This is a genomic window from Frankia sp. Cppng1_Ct_nod (assembly GCF_920656135.1).
GTDB classification, from domain to species: Bacteria; Actinomycetota; Actinomycetes; order Frankiales; family Frankiaceae; genus Protofrankia; species Protofrankia meridionalis.
Genome location: NZ_CAKKTK010000024.1, coordinates 31,778 through 56,838 on the forward strand (window position 1 = coordinate 31,778; position 25,061 = coordinate 56,838).

The following is a 25,061-nucleotide window of genomic DNA, read 5'->3' on the forward strand; positions in this document are numbered from 1 at the left end:
TATCGGCCGAGTCCGAACACGCCTGATATGCAGGCAAGGTTGGTCCTTCCCGTACGCCTGCGAGGTTAGCTGTCGGGTTCGGGCCGGGAAGCCCGGTCGGCGCGCGGGGATGCGCGGCCGACTTCACCCCAAGGACGTCGCCGTGGCGGCGGCGTCCGGCGGAAGATGGTTCCCCCGCTTCTGCCCTGGCGACTGCTAGAGGGACACCGGACCGTGGGCAGAACTCGGCGTGCAGTCCGGTGCTGCTGAGAGCTCGGCCACGGTAGCGAACTACACGCTGTGACCGCAAGTCCCAGTTCTACGGGATTATCGGCGCATATTGGCTACTGTACGTGTCGGTTATCCTGTCCTCGCTGCCGTCGCCATCAAGATCACAAAGGTTGGACTGAGGCAGGATGCGGTCTGCCCGGATCCCGGTATCACGGAGCCCGGTATCACGGATCCCGGTATCACGGATGCGGATGCGGATACCTCATGCCATCGGGTCGCCACTACGTGACATGCTGACGCTTGAGCGAGCCGTAGCATGATATGGACCGGTGTCGGGGGTACCAGCATGACCGTCCAGATCGACCATGTGATCGTCCTGGTTCTGGAGAACCGGTCGTTCGACCATCTGCTCGGATACCTACCGAGCGACGATCCCGACTTCGAAGGCCTGACCCGCGGCGGCCCATATGAGAACCCCGGGTGGAACGGCGGCCCGGCACAGGCCGCATCCCCGACCGGTAAACACGTCCTGCCCGTCGACCCGGACCACTCCCATGACGCGGTCATGCTGCAACTGGGCGTCTCGGGCCGGCGCCGGACACCGACCAACCAGGGCTTCATCGACAGCTACGAACGCAAGGGCAGAGGGCTTTCCGCACCGGCCTTCGACGGCCTGCTCGCGCCCGCGTGGAATCTGTTGCAGCGCGACAAGCCCGCCAACACGGTCAGCGGTCGAGGACCTCTGATCATGCACTGCCAGCCGCCGGGCAACATTCCCGTACTCGCCACGCTGGCACAGTCCTTCGGAGTCTGCAGCAGATGGTTCGCGTCCGTGCCCGGGGAGACGTGGCCCAACCGCAATTTCCTGCATGCGGCGACCTCGGATGGGACAACCAACATCGAGCCGCGCTTCTACGAGAACCGCACCATCTTCGAGGTCCTGGAGGACGCCGGGAAAAGCTGGCGTATCTACTACGATGACACTCCGCAGGTGTGGGCGTTTCCCAAGCTGTGGTCGGAGGGACGGTCGGGCAACTGGTTCCGGTCGTCGGAATTTGCCGCGCATGTCGCATCGGGTAGTCTGCCGAGCTACAGCTTCATCGAGCCGAACCACCGACCGCCGTTGCACGCGACGCCATTCGTCCACGTGTCAGCCCCGCACGGGCACAGCAACAGCCAGCATCCCGGCAACAACCAGGTTGCCGACGCGGACTACGACCGCCTGCCCGCGAACGGCCCGGGTGACTTCGCGCGGGGTGAATCCCTGATCGCGCAGGTGTACGAGGCCCTGCGGACCAACCCGGACGTCTTCCGGCGTTCCGTCCTACTCGTCACCTATGACGAGCACGGGGGTTTCTACGACCACGTTCCCCCGCCCACCGCGGTACCGGCTCCCGGCGGCCCGCCCAGACCGGGGGTGACGGGCTGGCTCATCCAACATCTGCTGCGCCGCAAGTCGGAGTCGTTCGACTTCACGATGCTCGGCGTTCGGGTACCCGCGCTCGTCATCTCACCATTCGTCCCCATCGCCACCGTCGACGCGACGGTACGCGACCATGCCAGCGTTCCCGCGACGTTGCGTGAGGTCTTCGCTCCAGGCGCGGCCCCGCTGACCGCCCGGGACGCCTGGGCGCCCACCTTCACGTCCCTGCTGTCGCTCACCGAACCCCGCGACGACCTGCCCGATCTGTCCGGCCGGCTCACCGGCGAACCGGTGCCGGCTCCTGTTCCTGTCCCGGCTGTCCCTGCCGCGGCTGCCGCCGGTCCCCCGCCGGCGGGCCCATCCGAACCGGAACCGCCGGTATCCGCCTCCTACCAGGACCTCCTCGCCCTTGCCGGGCTCGTCGACGAACGGTTGCCCGGCCCCCTGGCACCGGCCGACCTCGGACCGCGAGCCAGGGGACGCCACATCACAGCCGAGTTCGACAAACACGCGCAGGCGACCCGGGATGGCAGATAGCACAGGTAGCGATCCGTCGCTACCCGCTACGACCCACCGGGGACACGACTAACCGGAGATGGAGCCGGTGGCGTGGGACAACGCATCCGCGGCGCGCAGGAGTGCGTCGCTGGAAAGGTCCAGCGCAGCGTTGGAAACGGTGTTGGCGGTGTCGGCGTTCGCGTTGGGGTCGGGGATGGTGTTGCCGTTCGTCTTGGCGGGAGGGTTGAGGGTGCCGCCAGTGCCGCCCGCCGTGGAGGAGCTGCCCATGGCGTCCGCGGCGCGGGAGACGGCAGCCCGCGTGATGTCGACGGCGGCGTTGGCGACAGCGCTCGCGGCGTTGGTTGCGGCGCCCATGCTGGAGTTCGGGTCAGCCCCCGCCGGGGAGGAGTTGCTGGTACCCGGGCCACTGCCGCCGGCGGGGAAAGAGGAGGCGGCGCTGGCGGGACTCGCGCCCAGGAGCGCAGCGAGCACCCCGGTGGCGGTGACGACCCCGGCACGCCGCAGGGTTCTGGCGGTCATGCATGCCCCCATCAGATGTCCGTAGTGGATGTTCCTCCGAACGTAGTCCGTCGAGCAGGTCCGGGAGGTTCGGGACAGGACACTGTGGTGATGGCGTCATCACAGGGGAACCCGATGGCCGACCGCCGATGAACCGTCAGAAGCGGAGCACCGGCCTGACGGACGCAACCGGTTTCGCTGTCGGGGGAGTTTCGCTACCGGGGAAGTACCGACAAGATGATCCCCGACGGATGGTCGGGGTCGTGATGGACGGCCTGGTCGGCCGGCAGCAGGGTCGTGGCCGTACGCAGCGACTCACCCGTGCCGGGATTACGGGCGAACCGCGGATGCGCGCCGCTGGAGACCTGCACCCGCAGCCGGTGCCCGGCGGCGAACCGGTGGGCGGTTGGCCACATCGCGACGGTGATCCGACGGCTGCCGTCCGGCTGCGGCTCGCCCATGCCGGGGCACACCCGCACCAGCCCGTCGCAGACGTTGAACGACCGGCCATCCGGGTGGACGTCGCAGAGCCGGACGAAGAAATCCGTGTACTCCAGGCTGGAGCTGACGTAGAGGTCGGCGCTGACCGGTCCGATCGCTTCGACGGGCTGCGCCAGCACCTCACCGGTGTAGATCAGAACGTCGGGCCGAGTTTCCAGCGCTCGGTTGTCGGTGGGGTCGGACCGGCCGGAGGCGAGCATCGCGCCGGAGACGGCGGGTGTGGGGTCGGCCGGGTCGTAGCGGTAGCGGTCCGGTGGCGACGGTTCGGGGTCGGCCGTGGACAGTGCCGCCTCGCCCTGCAGGTGCCACCGGGTGGTCACCGTGGCGGGCGGTGGCCAGTCCGGGTAGTCGCGCCACTCACCGACCCCGGTGACGAAGATCCGTACCGGTGGCCCGGGCGGCGTCGTGGTGTCGCCGACGAGGTGTGTGCGCAGATGGGCCAGGGTGTCACGGTGGCCCTGCGCCAGGAGACCGGGCGACGTGTGGGACCAGGGGCCGATGGTCAGCCGGGGGACCTGACCGGCGGCCCGCAGTGCGGCGTAGTCCGTCAGCTGCCAGGGCAGGAAGATGTCGTACCAGCCCGCGGTCATGGCGACAGGGGCCTGCACCCGGCCGACACTGCCGTCGTAGGAGCGCTCCTCCCAGTACGGATCCTCCCGGTCGGGATGGTCCAGCCAGTCCTGCCAGAAGTCGACGGTGCCACCGGTGGTGAGGGCGTCCAGCCGGCCCAGCGGTAACCGCCCGAACAGTGCGCGCAGCGTCCGGGCGGCCGTTATTTTTGCGAACAGCGCGTTACGCCGCTCCTGGTGGCCGATCAGATGGGTCCAGGACAGGCTGTTGGCCAGGGCGTAGGAGCCGCCGGGGTAGGTCGGGCCGTGGAACTGCGCGGTGCTGGCCTGGATCGCGACCGCCTTGAGCGCCCGACCGGCATCAGCGGCCAACGCCCACTGGGTGAGTCCGAGATAGCTCAGTCCGGTGGTGGCCAGCGCACCGGAGAACCACGGCTGCCGCTCGATCCAGGCGACCGTGTCGACCCCGTCGTCGTGCTCACGGAAGGGCGACAGCGTCCCACCCGAGCCGAACGTGCCCCGGACGCTCTGGAGGAGCACGGTGAAACCCCGCTCGGCGAACAGCCGCCCGAACAGCAGGCCCCACATGCCCCGCCGGCCATACGGGGAGCGGACCAAAACGGTGGGAAGGGGACCCGCGGACCGCGGGGTGTAACGGTCGGCGAGCAGGATCACCCCGTCGCGCATCGGCACGCCGAAGTCACGCTCGCGTACGACCCGCGAGGTGTACGCGGGGGGCAGGCGCATCCGGCCCGCGACAACCCGGCTGATCAGGCTCATTTTCCCATCATGTCAGGAAGAGGACCGACAGCGACGCGGGGGCGGATCTCCCACGTCCGGCGTGGGATGCGCGGAGGACGCTCGCGTGGCGTCGGTCGATTTCCGGAACAACCAATTTCCGGAACAACAGCACGATCCATGCACGGAGCACCGGGATACCGATATCGGTGACACCGACGGACAAGCGCTGGGACGGTGTACTTTCTTGACCCCGCCCGATACCCCGCCCTACTGTCGGTGGACAGGAGCTTCAGAGGACAGGAGCTTCAGATACCGACCAGGAGGCGGTTGCACAATGTCGGTTCGCCTGCCGCGGGACGACCAGCTCACCTTGGTCGTGGCGGCGAAGGACCACGCTGCCGAGGCGGTGGTGCGGGTGGTACTCACCCACCCCGACGGTGCCGCACTGCCCGCCTGGACGCCAGGCGCGCACATCGACCTGTTCCTCACCCCGGAGCTGATCCGCCAGTACTCCCTGTGCGGCGATCCGACTGATCACAGCCGTTGGGAGATCGGGGTGCTGCGTGAGCCCGACGGGCGCGGCGGCTCCCGGCACGTGCATGAGGCTCTTCATGTCGGCGATCAGGTGCTGGTCAGCGCGCCGCGTAACAACTTCGAGCTCGTCACCGCGGCGGAGTACCTGTTCCTCGCTGGCGGGATCGGTATCACCCCGATCCTGCCGATGGTGCGGGCCGTCGAGGCCGCGGGCGCCCGGTGGCGCCTGGTCTACGGCGGTCGCCGTCGCAGCTCCATGGCCTTTCTCGACAGCCTCGCCCCGCACGGGGACAAGGTTGTGGTCCACCCCGAGGACTCCCACGGCCTGCTCGATCTGGACGGTCTACTCGGCACCGCCCGCCCGGGTGTCGCGGTCTACTGCTGCGGCCCCGAGGGACTGCTGGGCGCGGTGGAATCACGATGCTCCGGCTGGCCGGCCGGCAGCCTGCACGTCGAACGCTTCCGGGCGCGTCCGGTGGAGGATGACGGTGCGGGCGAAGGTGCCGAGGGTACAGCCGCACCGAGCGCGTTCGACGTGGTCCTCGCCCGTAGCGGCCGGACAGTGCACGTGCCCGCCTCGCGGTCGGTGCTGGAGGTCCTGGAGGACGCCGGGATGGATGTGTTGTCCTCCTGCCGGGAGGGGATCTGCGGCACATGCGAGACCGCCGTCGTCAAGGGCGAGCCCGATCACCGCGATTCGCTGCTCACCGAGGACGAACGAGCCACAGCCGACTTCATGATGATCTGCGTGTCACGCAGTCGAACCCCGGTACTTGTCCTTGATCTGTGAACGGACCGGCTGCCGGAAAGCCACCCCGCCGCCGCGGGGCGCGACGGCATACAGACACCGCGACGGCATACAGACATAAGGTACGCAGCCCTACGGCCCGGTGAATGTAATGCGGACGCCGGCTCGGCCCCGAAGGGCTGAGCCGGCGTGGCCTGTCATCGGGAAGCAGCGCCTGTCACCAGGCGGCGGTACCGCCGTCGACATTGAGCAGCGCGCCGGTGATACCGCCACCGACGTTGCTGGCGAGCAGCCGGGCCACCGCGGAGACCTCCTCGACGGTGTTCAGCCGCTTGATGGCCGACTCCTGCGCGTACGTCTGGAGGAAGTCCTCGTAGGTGATGCCGGCGCTGGCCGCCGCGACCGGCCCGAGCTCCTTCATCATGTCCGTCTCGATCGCCCCGGGGCAGATCGCGTTGGAGGTGATCCCGCTGGTGCCGTACTCGAATGCGACCGCCTTGGTGAAGCCGTTGAGTGCGTGCTTGTTCGTGATGTAGTGGCTGATGGCGGCCTTGTTGCCCTGTTTACCCTCGACCGACGAAATGTTGATGATCCGTCCCCAGCTACGCTCGAGCATCGACGGTAATGCCCGCCGAGTAGCCCAGAAGACCGCGTTGATGTTCCAGTTGAGTGCGTTGTTCCAGGCCTCATCGGACAGTTCGTGGACGAGGGCGAAGCCGTCGCTGCCACCGGCGTTGTTGACCAGGATGTCGACACGGCCGTACCGCGTGATGGCGGCGTCGACGAGCCCCTCCACATCGCTTTGGACCCGAATGTCACCGGCCACGAACAACGCCCGGTCGCCGGCACCGAGTTCGCCGAGGGCTTCCTTGCCCTTGGCCTCGGAACGACCGTTGATCACGACGTTCGCGCCATCGGCGAGGAGCGCCTCCGCGATACCGCGGCCGATGCCACGGCTGCCTCCGGTGACGACGGCGACACGTCCGTCGAGAGTCATACGTACGACCTCCTGGTCGGAATAGGGGTAGTCGAAATACTGATGGGCGGGAAATCTGGAACGGTCACTGCGGGCCGTCGGTGACGGCCTCGGCGAGGAGCCCTTTGACGACACGGTGGAAGTGCTGGACACCGGGCTCGTTACGGCCGAACACGAAGTCCGTGCCGCCGAGCGCCGCGAGGCCACGCTGGACGCCGAAGCCGGTCGCATAGTCCTCGTCCAGCACGACGTCGTGGAACCAGTCGCGGGTTGTGTCGGCCGTCTTGCGCTCGTCGTCGTCGGCCGGTGGGTGGCGGAGCAGGATGACCTGCTGGGTTCGGGACTCCTCGACGGTACGGCCCGGCAGGACCAGCGACACGGCCACGTGCTGCCGCCAGCCCCCGGAGATGGCCAGCCCCGGGAACAACCAGAAGATCGCTCCGACGCAGGCGGTGGGATCCCGGGCCTCGGGCGGCTGCGTGACCGCCTCGGCGATGGGCCGCAGTGCAAAGGCGTTGCGCTGGTGCGGGCCCCAGCTGTCGAACGCGGCGATATTCGACAGGTTGGTCTTGAAGACCGTGGTGGGGTGCAGCGAGGCGAAGTGGTAGCCCTCGAGGTAGCCGTCGACGGTGACCTTCCAGTTCGGGCCGGGCAGCTCCCTCGTGGAGAAATGGTGGCAGCTGGCAAGGCCGAGCCCGGCGAGCAGCGGCTCCAGGTCACCGAGCCAGGAGTCGAGGTTCAGCGGGCGGCCCGGGGTGAGCCCGACGAAGATGATGCCCGCGCGTTCCTCGGCGGGCAGACGGACCAGCCCCGTCCGGTCGCGGTCCACCGGGCCGAACGTCTTCTCGCCGGCCACGCCGAGCAGGCAGCCGGCCAGGTCGTAGGACCACGCATGGTAGGAGCAGACGATCCGTTTCGCCCGGCCGACGCCCTCGGCGAGCAGCTCGTTGCCGCGGTGCCGGCAGGCGTTCACCGACGCGTGGATGACCCCGTGCGCGTCCCGGGTGATGAGCACCGGAGTGTCAGCGACCTGGATGGCCTTGTAGGTACCCGGGCCCGGAAGTTCGCAGGACATCGCGAGCGGCAGCGGGACCCGCCGGTGGACGGCGTCCAGCTCGTCGCGGAAGCGTTGCGGGTCGCTGTAGTTGCGGACCGGCTCGCGCCACTGCTCCTCGGCCTGGTCCGTCCCGCTGTCCTGGTAGAGACGGACGAGTCGTTCCATCACCGCGTGCGCGTCACGGCCCACAACATCGTCGCGGTCGTATTCCAGCGCGGAGGCGTAGGTGGGGGTGGGCGCGACGGGTGGAGTCCTGTCAACGGTGGTCACCGGACCGACCCCTTCAAAGCAAAGATCATTTTTGTGGGCACGCCCAGAAGCCCCTTCCGTGACGGTCCGGATGACTATGACCCGTATCACACCCTCTTAACTGGAGGATGTCAACAGTTACTTTCCTCGGGACGGGGCCGCGCCCCCATGGTCGGGCCCGTTCGTCACGACCCTCCGAGGCATCGATGAAGCGCCCGTGGCGGATCCGGGTCACACGTGGCGACGACAGGTCCAGACCTGCGCGTGCAGGCCGATCGAGTTACTGTAGCCGCCGTCGACATAGTGATCCGTGTCGACGGAGCTCCGCCCACGATGGTCGACAGGTAAAGGTGACACAGTGAACACACCCCGGTCACCTCCGCCTGTTTCTTGACTCGGAATCCTAAAAGACGCAGTATGACCGGAATCACAGGTGGATGGCCGGACCAGGGCCTGCCCGGCGCTACCAGGCCGTCACGACACGGCATCGGGCGCGGTCCACGGCCTGGCGAGGAAAGGCAATACCGATGACGCGGTTAGCGACCGGAACAGACCCGCACCCACTCGACGAAGCGGCTCGCGCAGCACTGACCGACCTCGTCGTACGGGGTATGCGGCGCGGTTCGGCCCCGGAGCTGGACAGTCTCGTGAGCGCCGGGCTGGCGCTGGCCAAGGGGCCCGTCACGATGCCCACCGTCGGTGGACGAGAACTCGTCGGCACCTGGTCCCGACTGCCGGCCGGTTCCCCGGCGCAGGACCGGGTCACCGTCCTCTACCATGCGTTCCTGCCGGTCAACCGCAGGCTGCGAGAACTGTGCACGGCCTGGCAGTGCCGGCCGGACGGCTCGCCCAACGACCACACCGACGCCGCCTACGACGCGTCCGTGCGCGACCGGTTCGACGACGTGCACACGTCAATCGCGCGGATCATCCGCCGGCTCGCCGACCCGGTTTCCGGGCTTGCCCACTACCGCGACGATCTCGCCGCCGCCCTCGACGCGTTCGACGCCGGTGACACCTCGGCCCTGACCTCACCGCTGGGCGACTCTTACCACACGGTGTGGATGCGCCTGCACCAGGAACTGTTGCTCCTGCTCGGCGTGAGCCGGGCGCAGGACGAGGCCCTGGAGGAACAGCTGGTCTCGGAGACGGCCGGGTGAACACACCGCCGTCCCCACCTCCCGGCGCGTCCCTCGTCCCCTACGGCCAGGGCCACGCCCGTGGTCTCGACGCCACCGAGCTCGGCGTCCACGGCATGGAGATGGACAGCCTCGTCCGACTGGGACTGCCGACCGTACCGGGCCTGACGATCGCGGTATCGCACGCCGCCGACCTCACCGACGCGACCGTCGCCCGTGGCGCGGTCGACCTGCTGTCCGCGCTCGCAGGCAGGCACGTCGGGCAGGCCGATCGTCCGATGCTGCTGCGGCTCGTCGCGAGCGCCCCGGTGCCCGCGGCGGGCCTGCCGCCGATGGTCGCGGGGCTCGGGCTCTCACTCGACACGGCCCCGGCGCTGTGCGCCGCCATCGGCCGTGCGGAGATGCTGTACGACACCTGGGCGGCGACGGTGCGCATCATCGCCGAAGGTGCCCTCGACGTCCCCGCCGACGACCTCGACGACCTCGTCCTCGACAATCCGGCCCCGGCGAGGCGGCTGCACGCGCTGCTGGAGACCTGTAAGCGGGTCGGCACCCGGCCCTACCCCGACGACCCGGCCGAGCAGGTCGCACTCGCGGCCACCGCACTGCTGGCGCGATGGCGCTCACCCCGTGGGCGCCGCGCCCGCGCCGCCCAGTCACTGCCCGCCGACACCGGGATCGCCCTGCACCTGCAGGCGCTGCTCATCGGGCCGTGGGCACGTTCCGGGCACGGCACGGCGACCAGCCGCGACCCCGAAACCGGTGCTTTCAGCCCGAGCGGAGCGTTCCACCGGGGCGTACGCCGCAGCGAGGCGCCTGGCGTGCCCGGCGAACCGCTGGCCACGATGCCCGCCGGCGCCGATCTCCTGCGGGAGGCGCTCGCCACCCTCGAACACCACTTCCGCGCCGTCGCACAGGTCGGCTTCGAGCTACGCGACGGCGAGCTCGCCCTGCTCAGCGCCGCACCACTGGAGCATCCCAGCCCTCAGGCGGCCATGCGCCTGGCCGTGGACCTCACCCGCGCGGGCACCCTCGACCAGGCCGCGGCGGTACGGTCGGTGCGGCCCGAGCAGGTGCAGGCGCTGCTGCATCCCCAGTTGCGGCTGCGCGGCGGCGAACCGCTGCTCGTCCACGGGCTCGCCGCGTCGCCCGGGGCGGCCAGCGGACGGATCTCGCTGTCCAGCCTGCGTGCCCTCGACCTGGCCGCGGACGGCGTGCCCACCGTGCTCGTGATGACCGAGACGACACCCGCCGACGTGCCCGGCCTGCTCGCCGCCGAAGCCGTCGTGACGACGGGCGGGGGGCTCGCCTCGCACGCCGCCGTGGTCGCGCGCGGCGCCGGCAAGCCCGCGGTGTGCGGCGCGTCCGCGCTGCGGGTCGACCCGGCGGCGGGCCTCGTCACCGTGGACGGGCGGGAACTGCGCGAAGGCGACATGCTCTCCGTCGACGGGCGCAGCGGTGATGTGTATGTCGGGGCCGTGGAGATCCGCCCGGCGTCCCCGTCCGCGGAGCTCGACGTCCTGCTCGGCTGGGCGGACGACCACCGCCGGCTCGGGGTACGGGCCAATGCCGACACCGCGGGCGACGCGGCCACGGCCGTCCGGCTCGGCGCCGAGGGCATCGGGCTGTGTCGCACCGAGCACCAGTTCCTCGGCGAACGGCTGCCGCTGGTCCGCCGGGTGATCCTCGCCGCGGACGCCGACGACGAACGCCGGGCGCTGGCCGCCCTGGCCGACGCGCAACGGGAGGACTTCCGCGACCTGCTGCGCGCCATCGGCGACCGACCGGTCACGGTACGGCTCCTGGACGCGCCCATGCACGAGTTCCTCCCCCACGACGGCGACTACGAGGACGCCCGGCAGGCCGCCCGCGCCGCGGCACTGCACGAGGCCAACCCGATGCTCGGCGTCCGCGGCGTGCGCCTCGCGCTCCTGCACGAAGGGCTCTACCCGGCGCAGGTGGACGCCCTGTTCTCCGCCTGGATCGATGTCGTCGCCGAAGGGATCCGGCCCGCGCTCGAGGTGATGGTCCCCCTCGTGTCGGTCCCCCGCGAACTCGCCCTGGTCGCCGGGCAGGTCGCGGACGTCGCCGGGCAGGTCCACCGGCGGACCGGGGTCGCCGTCCCCTACCGCGTCGGCACGATGGTGGAGACGCCACGGGCCGCGCTGCTGGCCGACCAGCTCGCCGCGCACGCCGAGTTCCTGTCCTTCGGCACCAACGACCTGACCCAGCTCACGTACGGCTTCTCCCGCGACGACGTGGAAAGCCGGCTGCTGGCCCGCTACATCGACCGGGGACTGCTGGCGGCCAGCCCGTTCGCCGAGCTCGATCCGGACGGGGTGGGCGCGCTGCTGGCCATCGCCGTCCGGCGGGCCCGAGCCACCCGTCCCGACATCAAGATCGGGGTGTGCGGGGAGCACGGCGGCGACCCGGCCTCGATCGCCACCCTTGAGCCCCTGGGGCTGGACTACGTCTCGTGCTCGCCGCAGCGGGTACCCGTCGCCCGGCTCGCGGCCGCCCAGGCCACCCAGGCCACCCAGGCCACCCAGGCCACCCGGAGCAGCGGGGAGCGCACGTCATGAGCGTCGACACGCATCCACCGGCCGCCGCCACGGCCGACGACGACCGGGACCGGCAGGACGAGATCAGCAGTCTGCGCGAGACCATCCGCGACATCTGCGCGACGGTCGGCGGGACCGCCCTCGCCCGCAACCTGGCACCGGACGGCCCCGGCTACGACGAACGGGCGTGGGACCTGCTGGCCCGTCAGGTGGGCATCGCCTGCCTCGGGCTGCCCGCGCAGGCCGGTGGGGCCGGTGGTCTGGCCGAGCTGGTGGCGGTCACCGAGGAGCTGGGCGTCCACCTGCTGCCCGTGCCGTTCCTGTCCTCGACCGTGCTCGCCGGGCAGGTCCTGGCTGGCGCCGTCCTGACCGAGGTGGGCGGAGCCGGGGCCGCGACAGCGCTCGCGGACGTCGCGGCCGGGCAGGTGACCGCGCTGGCCGTCACCGATACCGACGGGGTGTGGTGCCCCGACCACGTTCAGGTGACATTGCGGGACGCAGGCGACGACTCGGGCGACCGCGGAGTCGACACGGTGCTCCTCGACGGTGTCGTGCCGTTCGTGCTCGACGGCCCCGGGGCCCGCGCCTTCGTCGTCGCCGCTCGACCGGCGGGCGAGGGCACCGCGGGCAAGGGCACCGCGGGCAAGGGCACCGCGGGCAAGGGCACCGCTGCGGACGCCGGCGATCCCGACCTCTTCCTGGTCGATGCCGCCGACCCGGGGGTGGCCGTCCGCCGCCTGGAGACCCTCGACCTGACCCGAGCCCAGGCCAGGGTCATCTTCACCGGCGCGCCCACCACCCGGCTCACCCGCGGCGGCACGGCGGATGCGGTACTCGGCCCGGCCCTCGACGTCGCCGGCGTGGTGCTTGCGGCCGAGCAGCTCGGCGGCGCGCAGGCATGCCTGGACATGACCGTCGCCTATGTGAAGGACCGTCGGCAGTTCGGCCGTCCCGTCGGTGGGTTCCAGGCCGTCAAGCACCTGTGCGCGGACCTGCTCGTGCAGGTGGAGATGTCCCGCTCGGCGGTGGACCGTGCGGTCCTCGCCGCCGGCACACCCGCTTTCGCGGAGGCGTCCGCGGTGGCACAGGCCTGGTGCTCGGACGCCTTCCGCACGGTCAGTGCGGAAACCGTCCAGCTGCACGGCGGAATCGGGTTCACCTGGGAGCACGATGCCCACCTGTACTTCCGACGGGCCCGCGCCGACGCGGTCCTGCTCGGCGGCGCCGCCCACCACCGCGCCCGCCTCGCCACCCTCCTCGCCTGGTAGGCCCGGGCCGCGCACCGGCAGGCCACCGGCCCGGGCACACTGCCGGGCGCCTCACGAACCCGCCGTGGGGCGCCCGGCGGTCAGACGCCCACGTCCCGCCATCTGTAGCCGCGCGGACCGTCGCCGTCGGGGTCGGAACAACGGTAGATCCTCCCCCGGGGACCGCCGATCCACAGCTGGCCCTTTCTCACGCACACATCGGGATCCGGATAGTGCGGGCTGAGCCGCACCCGGGGGTTGAAGATGTCGTATCCGTCCATCACCGAGATGTTGTCCCCGCCGACGAAGGCGCCGCCATCTTTGTTCACCCAGAAAATCGGCTGGTTGAGACGGTCGTAAACGATGAGGAGCTGCCCGTTCGGGCCGCCAGATCCGTTGATCCGCAGACCCTCGGCGGTCTGGTTCGTCTGCTGGAAAACCCATGGATTTCCCCCTGTCCGGGAGATGGCCGCACGCGCGGTACCCCCCAGCGCGCCGGCCATGAAAAACCCGGCCGAGACGAAGACCGCCGCCACGCCCGCGATCCATCGCGCTCTCATTATGGCTGCCGTGCTCATGAATACACCCCTCCAGAATTTACGGAAACCTGGTCCCGCAACGACCAATTCCGATTCCGATCGGGCGCCGAGAATTATGACGGAACCGTCACCCGGGGCAGGAAATCCCCGGAGACCCCCATACCACTTTTCCTCGACAGAGGATTTATCCGTTGATCTGGATACCGCCCACTGCCCGGAACATCAAACCGGATGAAATATGTGGCCGAGCGGCCCGGTCACAGGACTCAAGCTTTCCCGTGACACCCGCGGGGGGTCGCCACCCGACGGGGGTGAGTTGAACGGGGACGGTCCGGGAAGAGGTTTCCGCGGAGCAGGTGGCCGGCGGTAGAACCTGTCCGGTCGACATCGGTCGATGCCGGCGGCGTCCCGGCCGGGGCATGTCGGTACCGGCATGCGACGATGCCGGTACCCCGGCTTCTACCCACTGGACGACGGTGTCGACTACCCCGAAGACGTGCGGCTCGAGCGCATCGCCCGGCTGACCGCCGAGCTGCGAGTGCCGGGCCGGTCATTCACCTCCGCCTGGGATCGCGAATTTCTTACCGGCCTGGCTGGCACCGACGACTCCTGGCTGGCGGAGGTGGGCCGCGACATCACCACCCGAGCCGACAACGCCGGGCACGAGGCGCTGGGTTGGGTTGCGGCCTGGGCCGCAGCCGGGCAGTCGTTGACGACCCTGGCCTACGAGTTCAACCCGCAGTGGAGCGCCGGTTCCGCGGTGGCCGGGTCGGCCTGGGCCTTTGCCCCGGAGGTCCGGACGGCTATCACTTGATGGCGTGCGGGCCGCGGTCCAGACTGTCAGCCGACAGCCTGGACCGAAGAACTCTGGAGCCGAGGCATGAGCGTGACTTCGCGTGCGGGCCGTGCGGGCCGTGCGGGCCGTGCGGGCCGTGCGGGCCGTGCGGTGGAACGCTATATCGAGCTCATCAACGCCCGACGCTATGACGAGATCGCCGACATCTTCGCCGAGGACGCCGAATTCCTGGCACCGACGGGTCGGACGCTGCGGGGTAGGGAGTCCATCCGGGCGTTCTACGGTGCGGGTCTTCGGAAGATCTCTCCCGAGAAGGTGTGGATCCACAGTTCGGTGACCGAGGATGACCGATGTGTCATCGAGATCGCGGCACGCCTGCCGGGCGATCCCGAGGACGCCAGACACATTGTGGTGGACCACTTCACCGTCGACGAGGCCGGCCTCGTCACCCGTATGGCCGTCTACCTGCGCCCCGAGGAAGTGCGCAACACGGCCGAACGGCTCGGTCCGGAATGACCGTCATGAAGTAGTGAGTATGGTTCGCCGCAGGCCCGACGAAAGTAATACGGTCAGGAGCGGGACAGCGCCGACCATGCAACGTCCTTGTCGACCCGGGGCTCCGCCGGCAGACCCAGGACCCGCTCTCCGATGATGTTCCGCTGGATCTGGTCCGTCCCGCCGGCCAACCGGTAACCCGGCGCGCCGAGCAGATGCTCGGTCCAGGCGAACCCCTCCCCCGTGTCCGCGGCGGCACGGCTGCCGAGCAGATCCACGGCAAGCTCGCCGGTCCGGGTCAGGACGTCGGAGGCGACCAGCTTGCCGACGGACGCCGCCGGACCCGGCGACACCCCGGCCGCTGCCGCCCGCGCCACCCGCCCGGCCGTGGCGGCCCGCAGCACCGTGCGGATGTAGAGGTCGGCGAGTTGCTGGCGCACGAGCGGGTCGCCGGCCCGGCCCAGCGAGCGGGCGAGGTCCAGCACGTCGTCGAAGGTTCCGCCCTTACGGCGGGTCACCGACCCGGACGCGGTGCGTTCGAAGGACAGCGTGGCGTTCGCGACCCGCCAGCCGTTACCGACCGCGCCGACGCGCAGGGCATCCGGCACCCGGACGCCGGTGAGGAAGACCTCGTTGAACGACGTCCCGCCGCTCATCTGCCGGATCGGGCGGATCTCGATACCGGGGCTGTCCATCGGCACCAGGAACGCGGTGATCCCGGCGTGCTTGGGCACGTCCGGGTCGGTCCGGGCGAGCAGCAGCCCGTAGTCGGCGAAACGCGCTCCGGACGACCAGACCTTCTGCCCGTCCACGACCCAGCCGCCGTCCACGACCCCGTCCCCGGGAGTGTCGGCGTCCCGCACCGCACGGCAGGACAGCGCCGCGAGGTCGGAGCCGGCACCCGGTTCGCTGAACAGCTGGCAGGCGAGCAGATCGGTGCGCAGCAACGGCCCGACGAACGCCTCCCGCTGGGCCGGGGTGCCGAACATCGCCACTGCCGGACCGACCAGGCCTGTCGTCACGCTGATCAGCTCGGTGGACGGCGGAACGGCGAAGGCACGCTCCTGCTCGGCGAAGGCGGTCGCGAACAGCGCGGGCAGACCGGCGCCGCCCTGCTCCACCGGCAGGGTGAGCGCCCCGTAGCCCGCGTCGTAACGGGCCCGGCGGTAGGCCCGGACGTTCTCCAGCAGCGTGTGCTCGTCGTCGTCGGAGAGGTTGCGGAACACCGCGAGGTCGAGCGGGCCGTCGGTCACCATAGGCGTGGGGACGGTGATAGCAAGCCATTGCCGTACCTCGGTACGCCAGGTCGCGAGATCCGGTACCGGGCGATCCGGAGTGGTCATGGGTGGGTCCCTTTCGCAGGACTTCTCGGACGGCAGAAGTTCTCAGACGGTCAGGACCGCGCAGGCGGACAGTCCGGGCGCGCCATAGACATGGGTGAAGCCAACCCGGGGGGCGCCGGGGACCGCCCGGCCGAGCGCCCGCCCCTGGAGCTGGCGGACGACCTCGTGCACCTGCCGCAGCCCGGACGCGCCGATTGGCTCGCCGTTGGCGATGCATCCGCCGTCGGTGTTGACCGGGAGGCTGCCGTGCGGCTCGGTGGCGCCGGCGGCGAGCAGCTTCTCCTGCTCGCCGTGGCCGCACAGCCCGGTCTCGGCGAGGTGGATGATCTCCGACCCGCTGTCGGTGTCTTGCACCTGCGCGACGGCCACCTCGGACGGGGTGACGCCGGCGGCGGTGAACGCCGCGGTGGCCGCGTCCACGCTCGGGCTGTGGTAGGGCTCGGGCGCGAGCCACGGGGAGAACACCTCGAACGAGCCGAACCGGCGGGTGCGCATCGCCACCGACGCGAGCCGCACCGGCCGTTCGCACAGGTCGGCCGCACGGTCGCCGCGGGCGAGGATGAGCGCGACGGCGCCTTCGCTCGGTGAGCAGAACATCGACCGGGTCAACGGGGCGTTGACGACCGGCGCGGCGAGCACCTCGTCCTCGGTGAGCGGTGTGCGCCGCCAGGCGGTGGGGCTGGCCTCGCCGTTGCGCAGCGCACGAGTTGCCACCCGCGCCAGCGACCGGTCGGAGATGGCATGTTCATGCTGGTAACGGCGGGTCTTCATGGCGAAGTACTGGGTGGTGACCATGAGGCCGGTGCGGCCGTACCAATCCCCCAGCCCGTAGCTGGCCGGGTCGGAACTGAAGGCTCCCCGCGGATGCTTGTCGAAGCCGATGACGGCGGCCACGGCGGCTTCCCCGGCCCGCAGCGCGTTCGCCGCGGTCGCCAGCGCCACACCACCGGTGGCACACCCATTGCGGACCGTCACAAACGGCAGGCCGGTGAGCCCGAGACGGGAGACGAGGGTGTCGGGCTTGCCGGAGACGTTGCTGCCCCCGACCGCAAGGTCGACGTCGCCCCAGGTGAGGCCCGCGTCGGCGAGCGCGGCCCGCGCCGCGTGCTCGGCCATGTCCATCCCGGTGACGCCCTCGTGCCGGCCGAAGGGATGAATGCCGACCCCGACTATGTGGACCGTGTCCCGGTCGGTCATGTTCCTTCCCCTTCCCCCACCGGCTCGAATTCCCCCACCGGCTCGAAGGCGTACGTGACCTCGCCGGTGGAGCCGGCCGGGATGAGGGTGAGCCGCACGGGGAGCCCGATGTCGAGCGCGGCCGGCTCCCCGACCAGCAGGGATTCGACGAGCAGCGAGCCGAGATCGACGTAGCCGACCGCGTATGGCCGAAACCCGCCGGGTGGGGCGGCGTACGGCGGTTTCGGCTCGAAACCCTGCACGGTCGATGTCCAGACCGTGCCATGCCCGGGGAGTGCGACCGTGGCCATCTCCCCCGATGAGCAGCGCGGGCAGGACCGCGCGACGGGGAAGACCGTCGTGTCGCACCGCCCGCACCTGCCACCGGCGAGGCGCGGCGGGTCCAGCGACGCGAACAGCGCCGGGTCGAGGGCAACGTGTGGTGTCACCGCAGACGCCATCACAACCTCACATCCGGTGATGAAAATGTCATGCGGCGAGGAGTCGCAGCGGATGGGCGAGCAGCGCGGTGACCGAGCGCAGGTACTCGGCGGCGGGCGCCCCGTCGACGGCACGGTGGTCGAAGGTGAGGCTCAACGTCACCACCGACGTGCGCCGTGGCGTCTCCCCCTCCCAGCGGACACCGTCACGGACCCGGCCGACGCCAAGGATCGCCACGTTCGGCGGGTTGATGACCGGGGTGAAGAAGTCCACCCCGTACCCGCCGAGGGAGGTGACGACGAAGGTCGCGCCTTCGAGGTCGGGCAGGGTGAGCCGCCCGGCCCGGGCCGCCAGGGCGAGCTGTCGCGTCCGCGCGGCGATGTCGAGCAGGCCCCGGGTGGCCGCGTCGCGTACCACCGGCACGAGCAGACCGTTCGCCACCGCCACCGCCACCCCGACATGGATGTCGGGGAGCAGGTGGACACCGCCGTCGCGGACGGTGGCGTTGAGTAGCGGGTGGTCGAGCAGCGCGAGCGCCGCGGCGCGCACGACGAAGTCGTTGAACGAGGGAACCCGGAGCTCCCCGGTGATGCCCCACTCCCGTTTCAGCTGGGCACGTAGGGCCACCAGATCCGTGACGTCGGCCTCGTAGCCATGGGTGAGCTGGGCCATCTCCTGCAGGCTCGCGTGCATACTGCGGGCGATTGCGCCACGCATCCCGGTCAGCGCCACGACCTGACCCGGACGGGGTCCGGCAGGTGGCTGTGCGTCCAGCCGCGCGGTCGCCCCCGACACCGTCTCCCCCGGCGCGGTCGCCCCTGACGCGGTCGCCCCCGGCAGTGGCTGGGGCCGTGGCGTGTACAGCGGGACACCCGACGCGGCCCGGTCCACGTCCATCCGGCGGATGCGGCCCCCGGGGCCGGTACCGACCACGGTCTCAAGGTCCACCCCGACCGTCTCGGCGTGCCGCCGCACCAGCGGCGAGACATATCCCGTCCGCTGGTCGCCGTCCACGACGGCGGGTCCGACGGGAACGGCAGGTCCGACGGGAACGGCAGGAACGGGGACATCCGTGACATGTGCGGAGACGGCGGCCTCCACGTCCTCGGACACGATCCGGCCGCCCGGTCCGGTGCCGGGGACGGTCGCGAGGTCGACGCCGAGTTCCCGGGCGACGCGGCGGGCGTTCGGGGATACGAACAGCCGGCCGGCCCGGGTGGGAGCGGCCGGCGCATCACCGGGCGGGGCCTCGCCCGCGGCGAGCAGCCAGCCGATGAGTGCGCCCGGGGGCAACGTGGTTCCGGCCGGTACGAGCGGGTGGAACAGTCCCTCGGCCTCGGCCTCGACGTCGGTGTCCACCTTGTCGGTGGCAAGCCTCATGATCACATCGCCGGGTCGCACCGGGCCACCGGCCGGTGCGACCCATTCGGTGATCGTGCCTTCCTGCATCGTCAGCCCGAGCTTGGGCAGCAGCACCTCGACGGCCACTGTTACCTCCGCTCAAGCAGCCGGCGGCAGCCGTCGGCGATGCGGGTGCGGTCGGGTATGTAGGCCCGCTCCAGGACGGGGCTGAACGGCACCGGCGTGAACGGCGCGCCGAGGCGCAGCACGGGCGCGTCCAGATAGTCGAAGGCGGCTTCCTGGACCTGCGCCGCTATTTCGGCACCAATCCCACCGAACCGGACCGCTTCGTGTACCACGAGCACCCGGTTCGTGCGCCCGACCGACGCCACGATCGTGTCAGTGTCCAACGGCTGGACCGACCGCGGGTCGATGACCTCGACCGAGACACCGTCGGCGGCGAGTTCCTCGGCGGCGGCCAGCGCCTCGACGGTCATCCGCCCCAGGGCTACCACCGTGACGTCGTCGCCGGTGCGCAGCGTCGCGGCCTTCCCGATCGGGGTCTCGTAGAGCTCCTCGGGAACCTCGCCCTTGCTCCCGAGCAGGACCTTGTTGAGCATCACGATGACAGGGTTGTCGTCCCGTACCGCCGATATGATCATTCCTTTGGCGTCCGCCGGGGTGGCGGGCATGACGACCTTGAGTCCCGGCGTGTGCGCGAGCCATGCCTCCAGGCTCTGGGAGTGCTGCGCGGCCGCGCCGAGCCCCGCTCCCGCCGCCGTGGTGATGGTGAGCGGGACCTTGACGGACCCGCCGTACATGAACTTCATCTTGGCGGCCTGGTTGACCACCTGGTCCATGCAGACGCCCAGGAAGTCCATGAACATCAGGTCGCACACCGGCCGCAGGCCGCGGGCGGCGGCGCCTACGCCGAGCCCGATGATCGCCGCCTCGGAGATGGGTGTGTCCACGACGCGGCGCGGCCCGAACTCCGACAGCAGCCCGTCGAACATGTGGAAGACCCCGCCGTAGCCGGCCACGTCCTCACCGGCCACGAACACGTCGTCGTCGTCGCGCATAACCTGCGCGAGGCCCTCGTTGAACGCCTTGACATAGGTCAGGGTGCGGGTCATCGACTGGGAGCTCCTTCGGCCGCTCGTCGCTGTACCGGGCTCATTCGCTGTAGACGCCACGGGCGATGTCCGCCGGGTCCGGCTCCGGGCTCGCCTCGGCAAAGGCGACCGCCGCCGCGGTCTCGGCCCTGGTCTGCTCCCAGATCGCCGCGAACTGCTCGGGCGGGACGGCGCCCGCGGCCGTCGCCCGACTCTCCAGCAGCTTGATCGCGTCGCGTTCCTTCCAGGCGTCGATCTCCTCCTGGGTGCGGTACGCGATGCGCAGGCCCTTGACGCCCTGATGATCGTAGTAACGGTAGGTCTTGGCCTCGACCATGGTCGGACCGCCACCGGCCCGGGCCCGGTCGACCGCACGCAGGGTGGCCGCGCGGACGGCCACGGCGTCCATGCCGTCACAGATCTCGCTCGGCATGCCGTACGCGGCAGCCCGGTCCGCGACGTCGGTGAGCAGCATGTGCCTGGCCTGCGGGGTGAACTCGGCATAGCCGTTGTTCTCGCAGACGAACACGACGGGCAGGTGCAGGACGGCGGCGAGGTTGGCCGCCTCGTGGAAACTGCCGATGTTCGAGGCGCCGTCGCCGAAGAAGGCCATCGCGACACTCCCGTCGGACCGGTAGGCGCCCGCGAACGCCGCTCCGACCGCGATCGGGATACCTGCACCGACGATGCCGTTGGCACCGAGCATGCCGATCGACAGGTCGTTGATGTGCATACTGCCGCCGCGGCCATGGCAGTACCCGTCAACGCGGCCGTACAGCTCGGCGAACATCTGGCGGAAGTCCGCACCCTTGGCGACGGCATGGCCATGACCGCGGTGCGTGGAGGTGATCTGGTCGGAGTCGCGCAGCGTGCTGATCGCGCCGGCGGCGACCGCCTCCTGCCCGACGTAGAGGTGCAGGAAGCCCGGCAGCAGGCCGGACTCCATGAGTCGACCGGCCTCGGTCTCGAACACCCGGATGCGCACCATGCGCCGGTGCAGGTCCAGAAGCACCGAGGCTTCAGGGATCTCCGTGGTGCCCGCCGGGTCGACGGCAGGCTGGGTCGGCCGGGAGCTCTGGTCGGCCGTGGCGGCTCGCGTCATGATGCTGCCCTTCTCCCTCGGGCCGGGAGCTGCGCGCGGCAGGCCACGGCGGCATCCAACATTCCCGGAGTTTGTCGAAAGTGACTCTAGTAAGCGAACACGTCGGACGCCAGACTCACAGCCAAGGTTAGCTGTTGACGACTCCAGTAAGTAGCCGCATCTCGACCCTGGGCCGCGTTGGGCCGGGCGAGGCGGGCCGGCGGAGGGAGACGAACCGTTGCAGGTACTGGTTCTCACCGGCGGTCACCGTGTCGACCTCGATGCCTTCCTCGGGATGGTCACCGACATCTGCGCCGCCCGAGGATGGCTGTGGGTGCACGCGACCCAGCCGTCGGCCCAGGCATGGCTGCGCCCCGAGCACGCGGGCCGCTTCGATGCACTGCTCTGCCACGACATCCCAGGACTGCACCTGCGTCGGGGCGAGCCGCCCGTACCCCACGGCCCCACACCACAGGTCGCCCAGGGGATCGTCGATCTCCTCGACCGGGGCCAGGGGCTTGTCGTCACCCACCACTCGCTGGCCGGCTGGCCGGACTGGGAGGGCTGGGCCGAGGCGCTCGGCGGCCGCTTCCACTACGCGCCCGGACGGCTGCGCGGCCGGCGGTGGCCGTCGTCGGGCACCTGGGTCGGCGACTACCGCATCCAGGTGACCGCCCCGACCCACCCGGTATGCGACGGCGTCGGCGACTTCACCGTCAACGATGAGCTCTACTGCTGCCCGGTGTTCGAAGGCGACGTCGTCCCGCTTCTTCGCACTGACGCCGGCTTGGACCCGAGCCGCTTCGTGTCGTCCTACGAACACGTCCGCCACGGCGAGGCGCAGGCGCCGGACTGCTCGGGCCACCCGCCCGCCAGCGATCTCGTCGGCTGGGCGAAGGCCGCCGGGCGCAGCCCGCTGGTCTATCTGCTGCCCGGCGACTCCGCGCGCACGTTCGCGCTGGAGAACTACCGCCGGCTGGTCGGGAACGCGCTGGCCTGGGTCGCCTCGCCCGGAGCACACCGGTGGGCGTCCGAGCATCCCGTCCGGATCGACCCGGCATGACCGGCATGACCGGCATGACCGGCATGACCGGCATCGGACGGATAGCCGCCGGTGCCGGATCGGGAATCGACGCCGTTTCTTGACTCATCCTACAGTTAGGTGTCTACAGTCGACACGACCGGCAGACACGCAACCAGCAGACACGGGAAGCGGGGCGGTGAGGTCCGTTGGAGCTGGCTGGGATCGGTGACCGGGCACAGCGGGATCCAGATGGCGTCGCCCTCGTCGACGACTTCGGCCGGCTCACCTGGGCGGAGCTTGCTGAACAGGTCCGTGCCGTCGCCGCCGAGATGCTGGGTGTCGCATCCGGTGACGGTGAGCGGGTCGCGGTCACCGGCGAGAACGTCATCCCCACACTTGTCGCGCACGCGGCAGGCATCCTCGCCGGGGTCGGCACCGTCGCGGTGTCCCGCCAGCTCACCGCCGGTGAACTGGCTGATCTGCTCGTCGATGCCGGTGCGGTGGCCGCCGTCACCGGGCCCGACAGCGTCGACGCGGTGACGGCCGCCGCTGGACCCGCACGACTACGCGCCGTCGTCGTCCACGACGGCCACGACGGCCACGACGGCACGGACCGTGCCCCGGGCCGCACGGACGCCCCCGACGTGATCCCGTGGGCGGACTGGACGGGCAGTGACCGCCCGCTACCAGACCTGGCCGCCCGGCCCGCCCGGCCGCCGCTGGTGTACACCTCCGGGACGACCGGCCGGCCGCGCGGTACCGAGGTGCGCTGGACCGCGCCGACACCCGCGACCGCGGTGGCGTACGCCGCCGCGCTGGCCGCCCGTTCGGGCTTTCCCGCCGGCCCGCACCTGGTGGTCGGGCCGCTGCAGCACAACGGTCCGCTCACCTGCCTGCGTCATCTGCTGTCCGGGCAGCCGGTGGTCGTCCTGCGCCGGTTCGACGCGGAGCGCGTGCTGGGGCTCGTCGACACGTACCGGGTGACGTCCTCGGTGATGGTCCCGACGCACTTCTCCCGCCTGCTCGCCCTGCCCGCGGACGTGCGCGCCCGTTACGACGTGACGAGCCTGCGCACCCTCCCCCACACCGGGTCGGCCTGCCCACCCGACGTCAAACGAGCGATGATCGCCTGGTTCGGGCCGGTGCTGGTGGAGTCCTACGGTGGCAGCGAGGTGGGCACGCTCTGCCGGATCACCAGCGAGGAGTGGCTGGCCCGACCCGCGTCGGTCGGTCGCTGCGTGCCCCCGTTCGAGGTGGTCGTTCTCAGCGCCGACAACGCGGCGCTGCCCGCCGGAGAGGTCGGCGTACTGGGCTTTCGCGCCCCGGCCGACCGGGGCATCCGCTACCACGACGACCCGGCCAAAACCGCCGCCGCCTACCTGGCGCCCGATGTGTTCACCCTGGGCGACGTCGGCTACGTCGATGTGGACGGCTACGTCCACATCACCGACAGGATCGCCGACATGGTCGTCTCCGGCGGGGTGAACCTCTACCCCGCCGAAAGCGAGCGCATCCTCGCGCACCACCCCAAGATCGCCGATGTGGCCGTGATCGGTGTGCCCGACCCGGACATGGGCGAGGCGTTGCGGGCACTCGTCGTCCCCGGTGGCGAAGCCCCCGCCCCCGACGAGCTCGACCGCTTCTGCCGGACCTCGCTCGCCGCGTATAAATGTCCCAAATCATATGAAATCGTTGCAGAGCTTCCCCGTAACGCCATGGGAAAGATCGACAAGAAGGCGCTGCGGCGGCCCTACTGGGACACCGAACGCACCATCTCCGGATGAGAAAAGGGAACCCATGACTGAGGTGCTGTTCGTCCGGCACGGCCTGCCGGTCGCCGGCGTTGCCGACCCGGAGCTGGCCGAGGAGGGAACCATCCAGGCGAAACGGCTGACTGCCTGGCTCGCCGCCGAGCGGGTGGACGCCCTGGCGACCAGCCCGCTGCGGCGGGCCCGCCAGACCGCGGCTGTGCTCGCCGCCGAGCTCGGCTTCGTCCCGACCGAGATCGCCGACCTGCGCGAGTGGGAACCCCGGGAACCCAACGAGGTCTACACGCCGATCGAGCAGATGGCCGCCGACGACCCTCGGGCCAGCGCCGTGGCGGAAGGCCGCTACGGCGACTTCGTGCCCGACCTCGACCAGCCCGCCTTCATCACCCGAGCCCGCGACTGCCTGGAGCAGATCTTCGAGATCTGGCCGTCCGGACGGGTCGTGGCCGTCAGCCACGGCGGGATCATCAACGCCATCTTGGCCGGGGTGATCGGCACCCCTGATCTGTTCTGGTTCAACCCGGGGTACACCTCGGTTTCCCGGGTGGAGAAACTGCGATCGGGCCGGGTCGTCGTCCACTCCGCCAACGAGACCGGCCACCTCCTCGGCAGCCGCCCCTGACGGTCCACAGGTAGCGGCACGGGCACCGCTGACAGCACGGTGAGAGTCGGGAGGGGGATCCTCCCGACTCTCCGACCAAGCCGTCAGCCGTAGGTGACGTAGCAGTTGACTCCGTCGGACTCCCGGTAGCAAGCGGCGTTTTCAATATCAGTAATCTTGGGGCGGATACAACTACTGCGATGTCGCCGGCATCAAGCTCTATCAACGCGGCGCGTCCGACCCGCCGGAGACCATGCTGGATCTCGTCACCACGATCGACCGCGTGTTCCACGAGGCCGGGATCCACCCGCGGCTGTGGAACACCGACACCACCTACCTGATCCCGCTCCAGAAATCCCTGACTGAAACAC

General features: G+C 70.4%; 21 protein-coding genes and 1 riboswitch. Of the genes, 10 read left to right on the top strand and 11 right to left on the bottom strand.

Features of this window, described 5'->3' with window-relative positions; genetic code table 11:
* Positions 1–39 precede the first annotated feature (39 nt).
* A riboswitch (cyclic di-AMP (ydaO/yuaA leader) is annotated at positions 40–201 on the bottom strand.
* A gap of 355 nt (positions 202–556) precedes the next feature.
* Positions 557–2,170 (top strand): alkaline phosphatase family protein, encoded by a 1,614-nt coding sequence (locus NBW77_RS09545; RefSeq protein ID WP_165486106.1) that lies wholly within the window; start codon positions 557–559, stop codon positions 2,168–2,170.
* A gap of 48 nt (positions 2,171–2,218) precedes the next feature.
* Here NBW77_RS09545 and NBW77_RS09550 read toward each other — a convergent pair whose 3' ends face one another.
* Together NBW77_RS09550 and NBW77_RS09555 are read right to left on the bottom strand one after the other, a co-directional pair.
* Positions 2,219–2,671, bottom strand: coding sequence for a hypothetical protein (locus NBW77_RS09550; protein ID WP_131746981.1), 453 nt, complete (start codon positions 2,669–2,671; stop codon positions 2,219–2,221).
* A 194-nt stretch (positions 2,672–2,865) separates the two neighbouring features.
* A complete protein-coding gene (locus NBW77_RS09555) occupies positions 2,866–4,500 on the bottom strand; it encodes a CocE/NonD family hydrolase (protein ID WP_131746982.1) in 1,635 nt (544 codons plus the stop codon).
* Between the two features lie 295 nt (positions 4,501–4,795).
* On the opposite strand from NBW77_RS09555, the gene NBW77_RS09560 reads away from it, so the two are divergent.
* Complete coding sequence (locus NBW77_RS09560; protein WP_131746983.1) at positions 4,796–5,785, top strand: PDR/VanB family oxidoreductase; 990 nt, start codon at positions 4,796–4,798, stop codon at positions 5,783–5,785.
* Positions 5,786–5,960: 175 nt separating this feature from the next.
* Here the strand turns inward: NBW77_RS09560 and NBW77_RS09565 are convergent, their stop codons facing one another.
* Positions 5,961–6,740, bottom strand: coding sequence for an SDR family NAD(P)-dependent oxidoreductase (locus tag NBW77_RS09565; protein WP_131746984.1), 780 nt, complete (start codon positions 6,738–6,740; stop codon positions 5,961–5,963).
* 64 nt (positions 6,741–6,804) lie between these two features.
* Complete coding sequence (locus tag NBW77_RS09570; RefSeq protein ID WP_207387042.1) at positions 6,805–8,046, bottom strand: aromatic ring-hydroxylating oxygenase subunit alpha; 1,242 nt, start codon at positions 8,044–8,046, stop codon at positions 6,805–6,807.
* A gap of 506 nt (positions 8,047–8,552) precedes the next feature.
* On the opposite strand from NBW77_RS09570, the gene NBW77_RS09575 reads away from it, so the two are divergent.
* The 3 genes from NBW77_RS09575 to NBW77_RS09585 are packed head-to-tail and all read left to right on the top strand — an operon-like array spanning position 8,553 to position 12,993.
* A complete protein-coding gene (locus tag NBW77_RS09575; RefSeq protein WP_131746985.1) occupies positions 8,553–9,185 on the top strand; it encodes a hypothetical protein in 633 nt (210 codons plus the stop codon).
* On the top strand, positions 9,182–11,746 hold the full coding sequence (locus tag NBW77_RS09580; protein WP_250279594.1) for a putative PEP-binding protein: 2,565 nt from the start codon (positions 9,182–9,184) through the stop codon (positions 11,744–11,746). Before NBW77_RS09575 ends, NBW77_RS09580 begins: the two co-directional genes overlap by 4 nt.
* Complete coding sequence (locus tag NBW77_RS09585; protein ID WP_131746986.1) at positions 11,743–12,993, top strand: acyl-CoA dehydrogenase family protein; 1,251 nt, start codon at positions 11,743–11,745, stop codon at positions 12,991–12,993. Before NBW77_RS09580 ends, NBW77_RS09585 begins: the two co-directional genes overlap by 4 nt.
* Before the next feature lie 80 nt (positions 12,994–13,073).
* On the opposite strand, the gene NBW77_RS09590 is transcribed toward NBW77_RS09585, so the two are convergent.
* On the bottom strand, positions 13,074–13,550 hold the full coding sequence (locus NBW77_RS09590; RefSeq protein ID WP_131746987.1) for a hypothetical protein: 477 nt from the start codon (positions 13,548–13,550) through the stop codon (positions 13,074–13,076).
* 394 nt (positions 13,551–13,944) lie between these two features.
* On the opposite strand from NBW77_RS09590, the gene NBW77_RS09595 reads away from it, so the two are divergent.
* Both NBW77_RS09595 and NBW77_RS09600 read left to right on the top strand, forming a co-directional pair.
* Positions 13,945–14,325 (top strand): hypothetical protein, encoded by a 381-nt coding sequence (locus NBW77_RS09595; protein ID WP_165486107.1) that lies wholly within the window; start codon positions 13,945–13,947, stop codon positions 14,323–14,325.
* Positions 14,326–14,391: 66 nt separating this feature from the next.
* Positions 14,392–14,823 carry a nuclear transport factor 2 family protein gene (locus tag NBW77_RS09600; RefSeq protein WP_250279595.1) on the top strand — a complete coding sequence of 144 codons (432 nt, stop codon included), beginning with the start codon at positions 14,392–14,394 and terminating at the stop codon, positions 14,821–14,823.
* Positions 14,824–14,876: 53 nt separating this feature from the next.
* Here the strand turns inward: NBW77_RS09600 and NBW77_RS09605 are convergent, their stop codons facing one another.
* The 6 genes from NBW77_RS09605 to NBW77_RS09630 are packed head-to-tail and all read right to left on the bottom strand — an operon-like array spanning position 14,877 to position 21,317.
* Positions 14,877–16,145 (bottom strand): acyl-CoA dehydrogenase family protein, encoded by a 1,269-nt coding sequence (locus tag NBW77_RS09605; RefSeq protein WP_131746989.1) that lies wholly within the window; start codon positions 16,143–16,145, stop codon positions 14,877–14,879.
* A 42-nt stretch (positions 16,146–16,187) separates the two neighbouring features.
* Entirely contained in the window at positions 16,188–17,342 is a 1,155-nt protein-coding gene (locus NBW77_RS09610; RefSeq protein ID WP_131746990.1) for a thiolase family protein, read from the bottom strand.
* Positions 17,339–17,770 (bottom strand): Zn-ribbon domain-containing OB-fold protein, encoded by a 432-nt coding sequence (locus NBW77_RS09615; RefSeq protein WP_250279596.1) that lies wholly within the window; start codon positions 17,768–17,770, stop codon positions 17,339–17,341. The genes NBW77_RS09610 and NBW77_RS09615 overlap by 4 nt, the downstream gene beginning before the upstream one ends.
* A 40-nt stretch (positions 17,771–17,810) precedes the next feature.
* Positions 17,811–19,250 carry a dihydrolipoamide acetyltransferase family protein gene (locus NBW77_RS09620; protein ID WP_250279597.1) on the bottom strand — a complete coding sequence of 480 codons (1,440 nt, stop codon included), beginning with the start codon at positions 19,248–19,250 and terminating at the stop codon, positions 17,811–17,813.
* A gap of 2 nt (positions 19,251–19,252) precedes the next feature.
* Positions 19,253–20,236: an alpha-ketoacid dehydrogenase subunit beta gene (locus NBW77_RS09625; protein WP_131746991.1), complete on the bottom strand. Its 984-nt coding sequence runs from the start codon at positions 20,234–20,236 to the stop codon at positions 19,253–19,255.
* 40 nt (positions 20,237–20,276) lie between these two features.
* A complete protein-coding gene (locus NBW77_RS09630; protein WP_207387045.1) occupies positions 20,277–21,317 on the bottom strand; it encodes a thiamine pyrophosphate-dependent dehydrogenase E1 component subunit alpha in 1,041 nt (346 codons plus the stop codon).
* A 217-nt stretch (positions 21,318–21,534) separates the two neighbouring features.
* Between NBW77_RS09630 and NBW77_RS09635 the strand changes: the two genes are divergently transcribed.
* The 3 genes from NBW77_RS09635 (at position 21,535) to NBW77_RS09645 (ending at position 24,711) form a co-directional block, all read left to right on the top strand.
* Complete coding sequence (locus NBW77_RS09635) at positions 21,535–22,359, top strand: ThuA domain-containing protein (RefSeq protein WP_131746992.1); 825 nt, start codon at positions 21,535–21,537, stop codon at positions 22,357–22,359.
* Positions 22,360–22,526: 167 nt separating this feature from the next.
* Positions 22,527–24,104, top strand: a complete 1,578-nt coding sequence (locus NBW77_RS09640; protein WP_131746993.1) for an AMP-binding protein — start codon at positions 22,527–22,529, stop codon at positions 24,102–24,104.
* Positions 24,105–24,117: 13 nt separating this feature from the next.
* Positions 24,118–24,711: a histidine phosphatase family protein gene (locus NBW77_RS09645; RefSeq protein WP_250279598.1), complete on the top strand. Its 594-nt coding sequence runs from the start codon at positions 24,118–24,120 to the stop codon at positions 24,709–24,711.
* Positions 24,712–25,061 lie beyond the last annotated feature (350 nt).